We start from the raw sequence: 15,012 nt of genomic DNA, 5'->3' as shown, positions 1-15,012 counted from the left end.
CCACGCCCCCGTCCCGGCTACGGCCGGCGGCGGGGGCTACTTCTTCTTGCCCGCCTTGATGATCTGGTCCACGCGCGCTGTGGAGAGACCGCCGAGCAGCGTGCCGACCTCGGCGAGCGTCCGCCCCTCTTTGAGGGTGCGGACGGTGTCACTGCGGATGGCTGTGACCTCCTGAGTGATGTCTGGCAGGGCGGCGAGGATCTGGCGGGCAGCTGCTTCGCGGGCGATCGGGTCGCTGATTGAGGTGAGCGCGGTGGCGAGGGTCTCGCGGGTGGTGGCGAGGAGGTCGGTGATGTGCGCGTTGTCGCTGGTCATGGGATCAGCGTAGGGCTACACAGAACTATTTTCAAGGGGGGGCTTGACGCACTTCAAGTCCCCCCTATAAGATGGGGGTACCCCAGCAGGAAAGGGGGTGACAAATGAATAGTGGGGACACCATCACCTTGATGGCCGGGATCGCCACCCTCGCGGTGAACATCATCTCAGCGGCCATCGCGGTCAAGGACCGGAAGCGGAAGCACCGGGGCCGACACCGCAAGAGCAAGAGGTGAGAGAAGGGGCCCGAAGATGCTAGCGACAACTTCGGGCCCCGCCCCCCACAATCGCACGCCACCCCCGACCAACGGAAGGAAGAGGATGCGCACATCGAGCAAAGCCCTGACGGTATCAACGGCGTCGAGCCTCGTCGCCGTCACCGCCGTAACGATCGCGGCCGGCGCCCGATGGTGGCTGTGGGCCGCGTGGGCGGTCCTCGCCCTCATCACGGCTGCCGTCGTGGCGGCCGAGCGACACGACCGCTGAACAACTGCGCCCCCCGTCCCGGCTTCGGCCGGCGGCAGGGGGCGCTTCGTCATGTCCGGGGTCAGGCGTCGGGCTCGGGATGTCGGACGCGTCGCTTGAGCTCCCGCTCGACGTCGTATCGTCCCTGCCCGGTCGCTGCGGCGTGGGCGGTGATCGCCGCCTGCACCCGAGCTGCGGTGTCCACCGTCAGCCGTCCCTCCTGCTGCTCGGCCCACGCCGCGCGCTCCAGCGCGATCAGTTCATCTGTCAGTTCGATTGCCACGGCCGCAGGGTACGACCACCCACTGACAATCTGCCGGAGATGCTCCCGAGGGCGCTACTCGGTCACTGGCTCGGCCCCGTGGGCTGCGGCGATCTGGTCGATGCGTGCGGCCAGGTCGAAGTCCGCATCGGTCAGCTTGTGGCCCGCATCGTGCGTGGTGATCCCGAACCGCACCCGACCCCACCTCAGGTCGATGTCTGCATGGTGCCCGATGAGGCGCTCCACATCGGCGACGTGCACGATCATCGCGACACCGCCGTGATAGCGGATGCTGAATGACCGCGAGATCTCATCGCCTACCCGCGACCAGCCGCGCAGCTCCATCAGCCGCCCCTCGATCGCACTGTCCGTCAGCGGTACTGGTCCCTTGGACACGCTCAGCTCCCCACGGTCACGGGCTCAAGAATCTCGGCCAGGTCCCGGCCGACCGGGGCATCCTGCCATGGGCGCATCGCGCGCTCCAGGGTGACCAGCTCCCGCCGCATTCTCGCCGAGCGGGTCTCGACCGCGATCGTCGCGACGGTGCGCGCGATTTCCACCGCCTGATCAGGCTCCCGCGCGGCCGCGGCCGCTGTCGCCTGCCGGGCCATGTACACCCCGCGGTCCCGGCGCGCTGTCTCAGGCACGATGGCCAGCACCTGCGTCCACAGGGCCCCTGCCTCCGAGCCGAGGCCGAGACGCCCGTAGCAAGTGGCCCGCTGGACTTCGAGGTAGCCGGGTGTCCGCCGGCACGCGTTCCCCCACGGGAGGTTGTCGTCCACGCGGGGGAGCAACTGGTCGGCCTGGTCGATGAGCCGGTCGACGAGGGCCCGTTCCCCGGTGAGGCTGGCGCCGTGGGCCTGCTGTTGCATGGCCATGATCCGTACCTTGGGCACGAGGTGCTCGGCGTCATCGAGTGCGGCCTCACAGAGATCGACGACCGCGTGTCCGTCCCCGAGGTCGGTTCGGACCTGCGCCTGGTTCACGAGGGAGTAGCCGATGAGGTGTGGGTCCCGGGACCGCATGGCGATCTCCTGGGTGACGCCTCGCCAGAACGCAGCCCCATCCATATCGCCCGCGTCCTGGTAGAGCCAGCCGACGAGGGCCGCGTAGGCGGCCCCGACGCGCAGCAGACCTCGACGGGTCTCCCCCTTCGCTGACCGGACCAGCTTGTCGATGAGCTGGTACTGCGCGGACACGGTGCCGATCAGGTCGTGGGGTCCGAGGAACATGTCCGCCCGGTAGTGCCCTTCCAACTGCTGCTGGAAGTAGTCGATCAGGGCCGGGTCGACGTGCTGCGGCGCGACGGGCCCCGCGACGAGCGCGGCGGCGGTGACGGAGACGAATGCCTGGCGGTGCACCTGTGCCTCTTCGTGGTGCTCGGGCCGGATCCAGCCCGGCGGTGTGGTGAACCCGAGTTCCTCCGGCCACCGGCCGAGCGCGTCGTGCAGGACGATCGCGGTCTCCTCGGCTGGCCACCCCGGGCGGTCGCCCTCCCACCGGCGCCACGTCCGGGCGGACACGGTGAACTGACGGTCGTCCAGCAGTTGTTGTCCGTGATCGGTGAGGGCCGCCGCAGCGGCGTCGATGGTCCGCCATCCGACTCGGAGTCGAGCGGCCCGCAGCGCGTCGTTGCGGCTCATCTGCCCAGTCTGGGGTGTCATCGTCTGCGCTTTCGGCCGTGGCCGCTGCGTGGCCACGCGTGGCCATCAGGCGGCCTATTCGCTGCTCACCATGCACGCACATCATCAAGGTGTGACCGTGGGCGCGTACAGCGAACTGACTGAATGCCCCTGAATCGACGTAGGCCGGGGATCGACATGACCGTGAGGGCACTACCACCAGTCAGCGAACTGACCGAGCAGCAAAAACGAGGTTGGCGCTGCACCTGGTGTGACTACCCTCTCGCGGCCGGGCTGGACGTCGACCTGGGCGAGCAGCGCGCGAGGCCAGCTGACGGCGCCGCGTACTCCTGGTTCCCCCGCGCCTGCGCGGACACCGAGATGTGCGCGGACAGGGCCGCGGAGGCCCGCCGATGACCCGGTCGGTGATGCGGTTCGTGGAGTGGACGATCGGTGCTCCCCGCGGCGAGGCCCCGCAGACCACCATCGTGATCCGCTGCCTCCAGCCGGGCTGCGACGAGGAGTCCGAGCCGAGCACCTCGCACATCACCCCGGACACCTGGGCGCTGCGCCACGCCGGGCGGACCGGCCACACCGAATACGAAGAGGTGGGCCGCTGCCGGCTCGTCGCGGCCCCGAAGGAGGCCCGATGATCTGCGACCGCTGCGGCCAGCTGATGCGTCCGGTCGACGCCGAGGCCATCGCCATCGACGGGGCCACCGGCCCCGGCGGCACGATCTACGTCCACAGGGTGCTGTGCATCAGGTCGAGGGCGCACCCGCAGTCGTACCCGAAGCGCCAGTCCCGCTGATCTCCCGCTCGCACCCAGGGTCGTCGGCGGCCGGGGTGCGAGCGGGTCTACTCCCGCACGAGGTCGGAGAGCGGTACGCCGAGGGCGTCGGCGATACGGATGAGGGAGTCCAGGAGGGGCGAAGCGTGGCCCTGCTCGATGCGGTTGTACGTGGCCCGGTCCATGCCGATGAGTTCGGCGACCTGTTGCTGAGTCTGGTTCGCGGTGGTTCGGGCGACCCGGATGCGGTCTCCTACGAAGCGCCGGCGGGCGAGCACCCAGTCGGGCGGCGGTACGGAGCGTGGCACTCCACCACGCTCTGCGTTCCATGATCGAAAGTATGTAGGGCAGAACCTACATCTTGATTGGATGCCTGAGGCACGCAATCCTAAGCAGCCATATCCGAAAGGACGTGGCATCGATGCGGTGCATCGGCGTTCGCGTGTCCGCCAGATCGCGCCGCATGGCGCTAAGACTCAGTCAAAGCGCCCCGCCCCACGCCCTTCTGAGCGTGGGGCGGTTTACGTTGTGCAGCAGAAGACCCCCACCGGCTGCCGGTGGGGGTCTCGCTTCTGTGGGCCTGGCCTCCCCGCCGGGACACCACAGAATCCGGGAGGCGCGTGTCAGGCGTGCGCGGGGAGACACACCTGCCCCTCCCATGGGCGGCACTCTACGGTGTATCGGCCACGGTTCCAGTCCCTCTATCGAGTGAGTTACTACCTTGATCGTTTGGGGATGTGGACTCTTAGTGGACTTCGATCACAAGAAGACCCCCCAATCACGATCGACTGGGGGGTCAAAAACAGGCTCTCACCTGCTATTTATCCCTGGTGGGCGCGGGCAGTTTCGAACTGCCGACATCTGCTTTGTAAGAGCAGCGCTCTACCCCTGAGCTACGCACCCGTGGATGAGGGAACAGCGTACATGGACTACGGCCCCTGGTCACAAACGGTTGCCGGCCGCAGTAGTCCGGCGGCCGAGGCAGTCGTGCGGGACCCGTCAAGGGGGCGAGAGGGGGGATATCCCCACCCCGCATACGGTAGCCGTCCTGATTCCCCGGGCTGCCGGTGCGCACATACCGTGAGCCGGAACACCGTAAGGCGAATCGGCACGACCTGGGGGACGAACACCGTGGCACACCACACCCGCACACTCATCGCGTCCGGCGGAGCGGTGCTTGCCGCCCTTGTGCTCTCCGGCTGCGGCAGCGCGGACACCGACGACGCACCGGTCGAGCACAAGTCGTTCGCGTTCAGTGGGAAGACGCTGACCATCGATACGGCCAACACGACGCTGGAGCTCGTACCGGCGGACGTGAAGAAGGTCGAGGTGACCCGGCAGGTCGACGGGTGGGTGGTGCTCGGGAGCGGGCCCGACCCGCGCTGGGACATGCGCGGCGGCACGTTGACACTGAAGGTGAAGTGCGATGCCTTGATCAGCAACTGTGCGGCCAAGCAGCAGGTGAAGGTGCCGCGCGGGGTGGCGGTCACCGTGCGCGGGGACAACGGCAAGGTCACGGCGACGGGCTTCGACACCGCGCTCGATCTGCGCTCCGACAATGGCGAGGTGACCGTGCGCGACGCCAGTGGGCCGCTGAAGCTGGACAGCGACAACGGCAGCATCGTCGCCGAGGGGATCTCCGGAGCGTCGGTCAAGGCCGACTCGGTCAATGGTGCGGTGCGGCTCGGGTTCTCCGCCGTGCCGGCCTCCGTGGACACCAGCAGTGACAACGGCAAGGTCGTCATCGAGCTGCCGGGCGGCGCCACGTCGTACGCGGTGAGCGCCAGCGCCCACAACGGGAACACGTCGGTGGAGGTGCCGCGCAGCGGCGACAGCTCCCATGTGGTGAAGGCCCGGAGCAACAACGGCGAAGTCACGGTGCGAACCGCGAACTAACCGGCCCGTGTGTTCGTCCTTACCTGGTGGGAGAATGTACCGGGCAGGGCGAATCGGCACGGGAGAGGGATGTGACGGCGACACACGCGAAGCCGCAGGCGAGAGCGGGTGCGAGTTCCGCCGTCAGAGATGTCCATCGGTCCGGTGGGGCCCGCGATGTCCTCGTGTTGATGCTGCTGCCGGTGCCGCTGCTCGCGGGCGCCCTGTCGGCCGCCTTCGCCGGTGGCGGCACGCGGCGCTGGTTCGGCGGGCGTGGGGAGGGGCAGCGCGCCGAGGCGCAGGCCGCGAAGGACGCCGCCGCCGAGGCCTTCGTCGAGCTGGACACGGCCCAGCGCGATCTGCAGATCTCCATCGAGACGATCACCGCGGTGGACAGCTCCCCGGCCGCGCGCAAGGCCGTGGACGACTTCGCCGCGCTCGGGCGGAGCATCGACGCGGTCAGCAGCGCCTACATCACCGCCGTCGACGCACACGATCTCGACCGCGACGATCTTGAACCGTCGGTCGCCACCCAGGCCAAGGCCCAGCTGTCCTCCGCCAAGAACGATCTCGTACGGGTCAAGGGCGAGCTCGACCGGTACGCGGCCGGTCTCGGTCCGCTGCTCGGCAGCGCCGAGACCCAGCTCGCGCGGCTCGCGCCGGCCGTGGAGCGGGCCCGGCAGGCGCTCCTGTCCGCGAGCAATGCTCTCGACACGGTGCGGGAGTCCGGGCTGCGGGCGGACGAGCTCGCCGCGCGGCTCGCCGCCCTCGCACCCGAGCTGACCAAGCTCAACCAGGGCGCCGGCCGGCACGGTGTGGCCGAGACCCTCCAGCGGGCCGATCAGGTGTCGCGCGATGCCGAGGCGGTGCGGGCCGAGGCGGCTCAGCTGCCCGAGCGGGCCGCCGAGATCGATCGCCGGCTGGTGACGCTGCGTACGCGCGCCGAGGCCCTGACGACCCGGGCCTCTTCCGTCGAGCCCGTGCTCAGCGAGTTGCGGCGACGGTTCTCCGCCGCCTGCTGGCAGGACCTCCAGCCCGTTCCGGAGCAGGCCGCGGTCAACGTGCGCCAGGCCGAGGAGAAGCTCAAGGAGGCCGCGAAGGCGCGCAGCGAGCAGCGCTGGGCCGACGCGACCTCCCGGCTGAGTACGGTACGGGCCCTGCTCAACGCCACCGACGAGGCGGTGTCCGCGGCCGGTGACCGGCTGCACCGGCTGAACGAGGTGGCCAAGGACCCGCAGCAGGAGATTCAGCGGACCCGGTTCGCGATCCGGGACGCCCAGCGGCTGGCCATGGCCGGGCGCAACACCCCCGAGCCGCGCCATGCCCGTCCGCTGGACGACGCCGTGGCCCGGCTCGACCAGGCCGTTAACGGCCTTGAGGGACGTCATCCCGACTACTGGCACTTCCTGACCGTCACGGAGGGCGTGCGCCAGACCGCCGCGCACGTCGTCTCCGAGATCCGCGAGGAGCGCGGGGCCGGCACCTGAGCCCTCCCGCGCGTCGGCCGTCGGAGCCGTCCCCGCCGTCCCCGCCGTCCCCGCCGTCCCCGCCGTCCCCGCCGTCCAGGGTGTGCCTGCGTGTCGACGGATGAGTCGCCGGAGTGCCTGCGTGCCTGAGTACGAGCGCCGGGGTGCGCCGTGCCCGGCGCCGAGCGATCCTGGTAGTGGCCGAAGGAGGCTCCTCCATGGCGACCCACGCGCCCCACGCGCCCCATGTACTGCGTCCTGCCCGGCGGCCCGGCGCTCACCGCAGGGCCACTCGACTCGATGAGCACCTGCCGGTCGACCACCGCCTCAGCCGCGTCTACCGGATAGGGGCGGGGCTGATGGGTCTGGTGCTGCTCGCCTTCGGCGTCCTGGGGCTGATCGACAAGATCGGCTTCTTCGACACCGGTGGGGACACCGTCGCCGGTCTGAGCACCAACGGTGCCCTCAGCGTGCTGTCGATCTGTGTCGGGCTGCTGCTGTTCATCGGGATGGTGATCGGCGGCAACTTCGCCTCGACCCTCAACATGGTCATCGGCATCGTGTTCGTCCTCAGCGGCTTCGTGAACCTCGCGCTGCTCGACACCGGGATGAACTTCCTCGCCTTCCAGATCCAGAACGTGCTGTTCAGCTTTGTCGTCGGGCTGCTGCTGATGATGTTCGGCATGTACGGGCGGGTCAGCGGCGGCCTCTCCCACGACAACCCGTACTGGCGGGCCCGGCACCCCGAGGAAGCCGCGGAGGAGGAACGGCTCGCGCGGCGCAGGCAGGTCGAGGAGATGCCCGTTGTCGTCCCGGCCTCCTCCCCCGATCGACGGGGCTAAGCCCGCGCAGGGGGGGGTGCAGAGCCCCGGGGGTGCAATGCCCGCGGGGGGGTGCAGAGCCCGCAGGTCTGGTGCGCCCGTGTGCCGGTGCGCCAGTGCGCCAGTGCGCCGGAAGTGCCGCCCCTGCTTCCGCCCTGCCCCTGCTTCTGCACCTGCCTCTGCCTGGAATCCGGTCCCTGCGGATAGCCTGAGCTCATGCCTCGTTACGAGTACCGCTGCCGCTCCTGCGGACACACGTTCGAACTCCGTCGCCCGATGGCCCAGTCCTCGGCCCCCGCCTCCTGCCCCGCCGGGCACGAGGACACCGTGAAGCTTCTCTCCACCGTCGCCGTCGGCGGCTCGGCCGGTTCCTCGCCTGCGCCCTCGGGCGACGGCGGTGGCGGCGGTTGCTGCGGAGGGGGCTGCTGCGGCTGACCCGGCCGCAGCGGCGAATAGCGCGACCACGGCCGGGGCCAGGGCTGCCTGCGCGACGGCCAGGGCTACCGCCTGCGCGACAGGGTCAGGCCGTCCGACACCGTGAGCAGCACGCTGTCCATCCGCGCGTCGGCGGACACGTGGTCATTGAACTCCTTGATGGCCGCCGCTCCGCCGGTCGCGTCCGGGTCGGTCACGCGGCCGTGGAAGAGCACGTTGTCCGTGGCGATGACGCCGCCTCGGCGCATCCGGGGCACCAGCTCCTCCCAGTACGGGATGTAGCCGCCCTTGTCCGCGTCGAGGTAGGCGAAGTCGATGTGCGGCTCGGTGGGCATCGCCCGCAGGGTGTCCAGGGCGGGGGCGATCCGCAGGTCGATCCTGTCGGCCACGCCCGCCTTCGCCCATGCCTCACGGCCGTACGCCGTCCACTCCTCCGAGACGTCGCAGGCGATCAATAGCCCGTCGGCGGGCATGGCCTGGGCCATCGACAGGGCGGAGAAGCCGGTGAAGGTGCCGACCTCCACGATGTGACGGGCTCCGGTCAGCCGGACGAGGAAGGCCAGCAGCGGGCCCTGCTCCTCGGCCGACTGCATGCCCGCGTGGTCGGGGAGACGGGCGTAGGTGGTCTCGACGAGCTCGCGCTGCACCGCGTCCAGGGGCGGGTTGTGCGCCAGCATGTACGCGTACAGCTCGTCCGTGATCTTGGTTTCGTTTCCCTTGGTCATCGCACAACTCCTTGGTCTGCCGCGTGCTCCCCCCGGAGGGCGGGAACGCGGCGACTGTAGCCGCCGGATGCCGCCGGGTGCCGTTGGCCACCGCCGGTTCGAGCGGATTCGTCGGCGCGGCGGCCAGTACGGGCTTCCGGGTGTCAGGCGGCCCGCACCGGGCTCGACGTCCGCAGGAGGAAGCGCCGCAGGATCTCCTCGCCCGCGGCCACGCCCCGCTCCGCGGTCGCCTCCACGTGCGGGGCGCTCCAGTCCGCGTCGGCCAGTTCGCCGTGGCCGGGGCGCCAGCCGTGGTCGGCGGCGAGCAGCAGGTCTGCGTCCAGGAGGGAGTCACCGGCGGCGAGCGTGAGCGTGGCGCCCGTGCGGCGGGCCACCTCGCGCATCGCGGCACTCTTGGTGAGCGGCCTCGGGACGACGTAGATCTTGCGGCCCTGGAGCGAGACGGACCAGCCGCGCGGCTCCGCCCACTCGGCCAGCTCCTGCCTCCAGTCCGGGGGCAGCTGGGCCCGGTCGACCACCAGGTAGGCGAACAGGTCCTCCGCGACCCGCTCCTTGAGCAGCCAGGCGGGATCGGCGGCGGATATGAGGTGGGCGCGGATCTCGTCGAGCGAGGCGCACTCGTCGGCCAGCCGTCGGGTCACCGTCCGCTGCCAGTCCGGGTCGGACTCGCCGTCCACCAGGATGTGTCCGCCGTTGGCGCAGATCGCGAACCGGGGTGCGGGTCCCGGGAGATGGATGCGGTGGTACTGCTCGCGGGTACGGGTGGTGGTCGGCACGAAGACCGTGGAACCGGCCAGTTCGACGAGGAGTTCCGCCGCCGTCTCCGTGACGTACGAGAGCGGCTTGTGGTCGTACACCTCGACGCAGAGCAGCCTGGGGGCCTGCGCGTCCGGCATCGGGAGCTGGAGGGCCGCCGCCGAGTAGATGAGGGTGCGGTCGAGGTCGCTGGCGACCAGGGTCACCGGGGAGGGCGCGTGGACCGTCACTTGGAATCCACCGCCTTGCCGTCCGCGCCGGTCGCCCCGCGCGTGTACTTGGGGTGGATCAGCCCGACACAGGTGTACGGGAGGGCGTCGACCTCCTCGACGGGAACGCCGCGCTGCTCGGCCAGCAGCCTGATGTGGTCCAGGTCCGCACCGGCGCCGCGCTTGGCGAGGATCTTCCACGGAACCCGGCGCAGCAGGACCCGGGTCGTCTCCCCGACCCCCGGCTTGACCAGGTTCACGTCGTGGATGCCGTACTCCTCGCTGATGCGCTCCACGGCGGCCCAGCCCTCCCAGGTGGGGGCCCGGTCGGCGGTGAGCAGCTCCTTGGCATCGGCGTCGACCGCGTCCGCGACCTCACCGAACCGGTCCGCGACGGTGTCGAGGAAGTGGCCGGAGACATCCGATCCGGCGAGCTCGCGGTAGAACTTCGCGCCGTGGAAGTCGTCCGGTCCGACCAGGTCGGAGCGCAGGACGGTACGGGAGATCAGGCCGGACACCGTGGAGTTGAGGCAGGCCGAGGGGATCAGGAAGTCCTCGCGGGTGCCGTACGTGCGGACGCAGCCGCCCGGGTCGGCCAGGACCGCGATCTCCGGGTTGAAGCCCTCGGTGCCGTCGGCTTCCTCGAACTCCGCGATGGCCGCGGCCAGTTCGCGGGTGATGGCCCCCTTGCCCGTCCAGCCGTCGACGAAGACGACATCGGCCGGGTTGTGGTGGGCGGCCAGCCAGCGCAGGGCGTTGGCGTCGATGCCCCGGCCGCGCACGATGGAGACGGCGTAGTGCGGCAGCTCGACGCCGTGGCGGTGGCGGGCCCAGCGGCGCATCAGTACGCCGACGGGCGTTCCCGCCCTGGCCAGCGAGACCAGTACGGGGCGGGGTCCGCGCTCGGCGAGAACGGTCTCGGTGACGGCGCCGACGGCGCGGGCGATGCGGGCCGCCGACAGGTCCAGGGCCGCCTTGAACAGGTCCTGGTACTGGTCGGACGGCTGGTACTCGACGGGGAGCGACTCGGCGTAGTGCGCGCCGCCGCTCTGTATCGCCTCCTCACGCTCCTCGGTGGGCGCCTCCAGCTCGGTGTCAGAGAGGTCCTGGAGCAGCCAGCCGACCTCGTCGGGCGCGTAGGAGGAGAAGGCGGGGCCGCGGAGGGGCTCGGGCAGCATGCGGGGTTCTCCCTGGCGGGCGGAGGCGGAGCGAGTGGAGGCGGAGCGGTCGGAGGCCGACGACGGGGCGGCGGCCGGGGACGGGATGGCGGCGGCGGCGGACGCGGACGCGTCGGACACCGCGGATATCGCATCGGCCGGTATGTACGAGGGCACCACCGCGAGGAGGACCTGGGCCGTGTGGGGGGCGAGCCGCGCCAGCAGTCCGTCGGGAGCGTGCAGTTCGGGCGTGTCGGCGGTGGAGTCGACGACGGCCACGACGGCGTCGAAACCGGCGCCCGCGACGTTGTACGCGTACCGGGCACCGGGGCCGTCGGCCGGGTCGTCGTGGGCCGGGAAGACCAGCCGGGTGCGTATCGCGTAGCCCGGGTCGTCCACCGCGAGGACCGGGGAGCGGGTCGTGGTGGAGTAGCGGACCTCGGCGTCGAGGCGGTCCTCCAGAGCGGTGCCCAGGCGCAGGGGCGCGTACATCAGCTCCTCGAAGCCGAGGACCAGTACGCGACGCGCCGTGCCGTCCAGTTCAGCGGCGATCCGGTCCGCCATGGCGGGGAGGGCCGCTTCCAGCCGGGTGCGGTGTTCGGGGGTGAAGCCGTGCCTGCCGCCGTCGGGCACACCGGCGGGCCAACGCAGGTCCACCCGGGTACAGGGCCGGGGAGCACCGGACGCGGGCCGGGGCGCCGGCGCTCCGGCGCCCCGCGCCAGGTCCCGCGCCTTCTCCTCCTCCGCCGCGACCAGCGCCTGCCCCTTCTCCAGGACGCCGTCCGGGAGAAGGACCGTGCCCGCGTTCCTCGCCACCAGGTCGACGCGGGCGCCGATCTCCGCCGCGAACTCGGCCAGCCGGCCGCGGTCGGCCGGTGAGCGCATGTCGGCCAGGGCCACGATCACGTAGCGGTTGCGCGGGTAGCGCTCGTGCAGGTCGCGGATGGTGTTCAGGACGGTGTTGCCGGTGGAGAACTCGTCGTCGACCAGCACGAGCACCGCGTCGGCCGATTCCGCACCGGTCGCACCAGCCGGGCGAGCCGCACCAGCCGGGCCAGCCGAATGCGCAGCCCCATCGATCCAATCGGTCCCACGGACACCACGGGTCCCATTGATCCCACCAACCCCACCGGTCCCACCGGTCCCATCGCTCCCCCCGGCCTCACCAGTCCCGCCAGTCCCGCCGTCACCCGCGCCATCCGCACTCCCCGCGTCACCCGTCAGCAGGTCCGGGTCCTCCGGCAGCAGCAGGTGCGAGGTCGCGTGGGAGTGCGACTCCTCGAATCCGCCCGCCCGAGCCACGCCCGCCACGGGGCGGCGCGTCGAGTGGAGATACGGTGCGGTGCCGAGCCCGTCGGCGACCGCGTGGCCGAGGCCGGTGGCCGTCTCCGCGTAGCCGAGCACGACCGCGTGCCGTGCCCCGGCCTCCCCGAGCAGTTCCCGCACCCGGCGGCCGAGCTGGAATCCGGCGCCGTAGACCACCGAGGGGTACTGCGGTACGTGCTTGCCGAGCACATGGGACACGAGCAGATGCGCCCGCTTGGGGTTGCGCCGCAGGGCGAGGCCCAGCAGCTCACGCAGTTCGGCGTCGCCCACCAGCTCGACGCCCAGCCGCTCCGCGACCCAGCTACCCGACCACACCACGTTCGTCGTCTCTTTCCTCAGCCGTGCGCCCGCTCATCGGATCGCACTCGGAGCCACGCCCATCCACACCCACATCCGGGACCGCGTCCAGGACCGCATCCGGGACCGTCGTGAAAACACCGTCACCGGACCACCCTCACCCGAACAGGCTCATTCCGCGAGGCTCGCGGCCAGCAGTTCCACGAAACCGACGTCTTCCCTGGCCACCCCGAAGACCTCGGCCCGCTGCAGGGTGCGCTCTGCCCAGGCCCGGTGCGGCTTCACTTCGTTCATCTTGTTCGTGTACGCGGACCGCAGCACTCCGCCGCCCCCGCTCTCCGGCCGCAGGATGTCCTGGGCGTCACTGAACTCCTCGTGACTGACCACCGACAGTGCGTGCACGGGCGCGACGTGCGAGGGGTGGATGCAGGTCTTGCCGAGCAGGCCGTTGGCCCGGTCCAGCTCGATCTCCCGCAGCAGGCCGTCCAGGTCGTGCTCGATCAGCGCGGTGCGCAGTTCTTCGGCCCGGCCCTCCAGGAAGGGGCTGCGGCGCAGCTGCGGCTTGAACATGCGCTCCTGGAGCCGGAAGTACTCCCACACGGGTCCGGTGATCGTGAAGCCGGTGCCGTCCGCCCGGCCCAGCACGTTGACCACGTCGGCGATGACGTCACCGACGATCCGGACGTCGTACGCGGTCATGTCGGGGGCCCTGCGCAGTCCGTACGCCGAGCAGAAGTCGGTGACGCCGAGCCGCAGCGCGAGCACTCGGTCCCGGTACGAGCCGACGGTGGCGGCGATCTCCTGGAGGACTTCCCGCCGGGTCTCCAGATGGAGCAGTTCGGGCGATTCGAGTACGGGCATGGCGAAGAGCCGCCGGCCGCCCGCGCTCTCGGCCTTGGCGAGCGCCTCCATGAAGGGCACGCCACGCTCCCGCGTGAACTTCGGAAGTACAAATCCGGACAACAGTCGGACTGAATCACCGAGCCGGCGCACCAGGTCCGTGATCTGGTGCGGTTCACGGACCCGGATGAAGAGGAGCGGGAGCTCACCGCCGCGTGCGTCGAGTTCCGCGAACTGGCCGACCAGGTTCTCCTCGGCTCCGGCCACCTCGGAGTCGTCGATCGAATCCTCCAAGCACAGCACCATGGAGACGACACCGCGGGCGGCCTGCTTGACCACGTCGCCGGCGAGCGCCGGCCGGGTGGCGGGACTGTAGAGGGTGGCGCCCAGCGCGGCCGCGAGGATCCGGGGCGGTGCGTCGGCATCGAAGGAGCACGGCTCCTGGAAGAACAGGCCGTCCCTGACAGTCGGCGCGATATGCCCGAAATGACGCATCTGATTCCCCCCGTGCTACCTGACCGATCGGACAACGTGTGGCCGGTAATAGTACGTACGGACGGGTGTCGGCAGTTCCCTGGCCACATGAATTCCGGGTAACTCGTCCATTTGACGACGGTTCGGCAACGTGCGGACGCGGCGCTTCCGGTGTTTCGCCGGGACGCGACTCGCGACCCCCGCGTTGTCCGCGGGGGCGGCCAGCAGGCAGGATGACCGCCATGACGCACGCGATGGTGAAAGGCTCGAACGTCCCACTCGATGCCATGGCCGTACGGGCCGTGCTGCGCTGGACCCCCGGCAACGGGGTCCCCGACGTGGACGCCTCGGCCCTGCTGCTCGGCTCCGACGGCCGCGTGCGCTCGGATGAGGACTTCGTCTTCTACAACCAGCCCCGCCACCCCTCCGGCCTGGTACGACGCCTGCCGAAGCGGAGCCTCGCCACCGGGCTGACGGACACCATCGAGGCCGATCTGGGCGCGCTCGACCCCTCGGTCGACCAGGTCGTCATCGCCGCATCCTCCGACGGCGCCTCCTTCGAACAGGTGCGCGACCTGTCCATCATGCTCTTCGACGCGGCGGCGGCGGGCGGTGAGCCGCTCGCCGTGTTCGAGATCCGGCCGGAGACCGGCGCGGAGACCGCGATCATCTGCGGCGAGCTGTACCGCCGCGGAGATGGCTGGAAGTTCCGGGCCGTGGGGCAGGGCTACCCGACCGGCCTCGTCGGTCTCGCGACCGCGTTCGGCATCTCGGTCGACGAGACGGCGGCCCCGGCCGATCCCGAACCGACTCCGGCCCCGGCACCACCGCCCGTCCCACCCGTACCGGCCTTCCCGCCCGCACCGGCCCCCGATCCGGACGCGCAGCTCACCGTGCAGCACCAGCAGCCCGCGTACGGCTACCCGCAGCCCGCTGTGGCCCCGCCGCCGCAGCCCGCCTACGGCTACCCCCAGCCGGCCTCCGCGCAGCCCGCCTACGGCTATCCGCAGCCCGCGGCGGCGGCAGCACACGCGCCGGACCCGAATTTCGTCCTGCCGCCGCAGGGGCCGCAGTTCATACGCCCCTGAGCCCGGCCCCCGGCCATGAGCGGGCCCATGAAGACGCCCACCGGGACACGCCCTTGGGCGCAGTCCGGGGCACCGCCCCGAGCGGGCCC

Annotated in this window: 18 protein-coding genes and 1 tRNA gene; 9 read left to right on the top strand and 10 right to left on the bottom strand. The window is 70.9% G+C overall.

Going from position 1 to position 15,012, the window contains the following annotated elements; all coding sequences use genetic code 11:
* Window positions 1–36: 36 nt before the first annotated feature.
* Window positions 37–315: an RNA polymerase subunit sigma-70 gene (locus ACIP89_RS03065; protein ID WP_402112643.1), complete on the bottom strand. Its 279-nt coding sequence runs from the start codon at window positions 313–315 to the stop codon at window positions 37–39.
* A gap of 104 nt (window positions 316–419) precedes the next feature.
* Here ACIP89_RS03065 and ACIP89_RS03060 point away from each other — a divergent pair, with 104 nt between their 5' ends.
* Together ACIP89_RS03060 and ACIP89_RS03055 are read left to right on the top strand one after the other, a co-directional pair.
* Window positions 420–551 (top strand): hypothetical protein, encoded by a 132-nt coding sequence (locus ACIP89_RS03060; RefSeq protein ID WP_402112641.1) that lies wholly within the window; start codon window positions 420–422, stop codon window positions 549–551.
* Window positions 552–636: 85 nt separating this feature from the next.
* The gene (locus ACIP89_RS03055) at window positions 637–801 is read left to right on the top strand and encodes a hypothetical protein (RefSeq protein ID WP_402112639.1); all 165 of its coding nucleotides are present in this window, start codon (window positions 637–639) and stop codon (window positions 799–801) included.
* 61 nt (window positions 802–862) lie between these two features.
* Here ACIP89_RS03055 and ACIP89_RS03050 read toward each other — a convergent pair whose 3' ends face one another.
* The 3 genes from ACIP89_RS03050 to ACIP89_RS03040 are packed head-to-tail and all read right to left on the bottom strand — an operon-like array spanning window position 863 to window position 2,685.
* Complete coding sequence (locus tag ACIP89_RS03050; protein ID WP_402112638.1) at window positions 863–1,063, bottom strand: hypothetical protein; 201 nt, start codon at window positions 1,061–1,063, stop codon at window positions 863–865.
* 54 nt (window positions 1,064–1,117) lie between these two features.
* Window positions 1,118–1,438, bottom strand: coding sequence for a 4a-hydroxytetrahydrobiopterin dehydratase (locus tag ACIP89_RS03045; RefSeq protein WP_401932488.1), 321 nt, complete (start codon window positions 1,436–1,438; stop codon window positions 1,118–1,120).
* Between the two features lie 2 nt (window positions 1,439–1,440).
* Window positions 1,441–2,685 (bottom strand): Twin-arginine translocation pathway signal, encoded by a 1,245-nt coding sequence (locus tag ACIP89_RS03040; protein ID WP_401932486.1) that lies wholly within the window; start codon window positions 2,683–2,685, stop codon window positions 1,441–1,443.
* Between the two features lie 392 nt (window positions 2,686–3,077).
* On the opposite strand from ACIP89_RS03040, the gene ACIP89_RS03035 reads away from it, so the two are divergent.
* Entirely contained in the window at window positions 3,078–3,317 is a 240-nt protein-coding gene (locus ACIP89_RS03035) for a hypothetical protein (protein WP_402112637.1), read from the top strand.
* Window positions 3,314–3,475, top strand: coding sequence for a hypothetical protein (locus tag ACIP89_RS03030; RefSeq protein WP_401932481.1), 162 nt, complete (start codon window positions 3,314–3,316; stop codon window positions 3,473–3,475). The genes ACIP89_RS03035 and ACIP89_RS03030 overlap by 4 nt, the downstream gene beginning before the upstream one ends.
* A 47-nt stretch (window positions 3,476–3,522) precedes the next feature.
* Here ACIP89_RS03030 and ACIP89_RS03025 read toward each other — a convergent pair whose 3' ends face one another.
* Entirely contained in the window at window positions 3,523–3,762 is a 240-nt protein-coding gene (locus ACIP89_RS03025; RefSeq protein ID WP_402112635.1) for a helix-turn-helix domain-containing protein, read from the bottom strand.
* A 520-nt stretch (window positions 3,763–4,282) separates the two neighbouring features.
* Window positions 4,283–4,357, bottom strand: a tRNA-Val gene (locus ACIP89_RS03020).
* A gap of 228 nt (window positions 4,358–4,585) precedes the next feature.
* Here ACIP89_RS03020 and ACIP89_RS03015 point away from each other — a divergent pair.
* The 4 genes from ACIP89_RS03015 to ACIP89_RS03000 all read left to right on the top strand — a co-directional run bounded on the left by ACIP89_RS03015 (window position 4,586) and on the right by ACIP89_RS03000 (window position 8,051).
* The gene (locus ACIP89_RS03015) at window positions 4,586–5,350 is read left to right on the top strand and encodes a DUF4097 family beta strand repeat-containing protein (RefSeq protein WP_402112632.1); all 765 of its coding nucleotides are present in this window, start codon (window positions 4,586–4,588) and stop codon (window positions 5,348–5,350) included.
* Between the two features lie 71 nt (window positions 5,351–5,421).
* Entirely contained in the window at window positions 5,422–6,816 is a 1,395-nt protein-coding gene (locus tag ACIP89_RS03010) for a hypothetical protein (RefSeq protein WP_401921273.1), read from the top strand.
* Window positions 6,817–7,013: 197 nt separating this feature from the next.
* A complete protein-coding gene (locus ACIP89_RS03005; protein ID WP_401921276.1) occupies window positions 7,014–7,637 on the top strand; it encodes a DUF4383 domain-containing protein in 624 nt (207 codons plus the stop codon).
* A 195-nt stretch (window positions 7,638–7,832) separates the two neighbouring features.
* Window positions 7,833–8,051, top strand: coding sequence for a zinc ribbon domain-containing protein (locus ACIP89_RS03000; RefSeq protein WP_402112630.1), 219 nt, complete (start codon window positions 7,833–7,835; stop codon window positions 8,049–8,051).
* 65 nt (window positions 8,052–8,116) lie between these two features.
* On the opposite strand, the gene ACIP89_RS02995 is transcribed toward ACIP89_RS03000, so the two are convergent.
* The 4 genes from ACIP89_RS02995 to ACIP89_RS02980 all read right to left on the bottom strand — a co-directional run bounded on the left by ACIP89_RS02995 (window position 8,117) and on the right by ACIP89_RS02980 (window position 13,856).
* Complete coding sequence (locus ACIP89_RS02995) at window positions 8,117–8,776, bottom strand: O-methyltransferase (protein ID WP_401921280.1); 660 nt, start codon at window positions 8,774–8,776, stop codon at window positions 8,117–8,119.
* Between the two features lie 143 nt (window positions 8,777–8,919).
* Window positions 8,920–9,762 carry an HAD family hydrolase gene (locus ACIP89_RS02990; RefSeq protein ID WP_401921281.1) on the bottom strand — a complete coding sequence of 281 codons (843 nt, stop codon included), beginning with the start codon at window positions 9,760–9,762 and terminating at the stop codon, window positions 8,920–8,922.
* Entirely contained in the window at window positions 9,759–12,542 is a 2,784-nt protein-coding gene (locus tag ACIP89_RS02985) for a phosphoribosyltransferase (RefSeq protein WP_402112627.1), read from the bottom strand. The genes ACIP89_RS02990 and ACIP89_RS02985 overlap by 4 nt, the downstream gene beginning before the upstream one ends.
* Before the next feature lie 150 nt (window positions 12,543–12,692).
* Window positions 12,693–13,856, bottom strand: a complete 1,164-nt coding sequence (locus tag ACIP89_RS02980; protein WP_401921285.1) for an HpcH/HpaI aldolase/citrate lyase family protein — start codon at window positions 13,854–13,856, stop codon at window positions 12,693–12,695.
* 221 nt (window positions 13,857–14,077) lie between these two features.
* On the opposite strand from ACIP89_RS02980, the gene ACIP89_RS02975 reads away from it, so the two are divergent.
* Complete coding sequence (locus ACIP89_RS02975) at window positions 14,078–14,923, top strand: TerD family protein (protein WP_402112624.1); 846 nt, start codon at window positions 14,078–14,080, stop codon at window positions 14,921–14,923.
* The last annotated feature ends 89 nt before the right edge of the window (window positions 14,924–15,012 follow it).

Source organism: Streptomyces sp. NPDC088730, from assembly GCF_044751215.1.
Lineage (GTDB): Bacteria > Actinomycetota > Actinomycetes > Streptomycetales > Streptomycetaceae > Streptomyces.
This window is presented reverse-complemented; position numbering and strand designations above follow the sequence as displayed.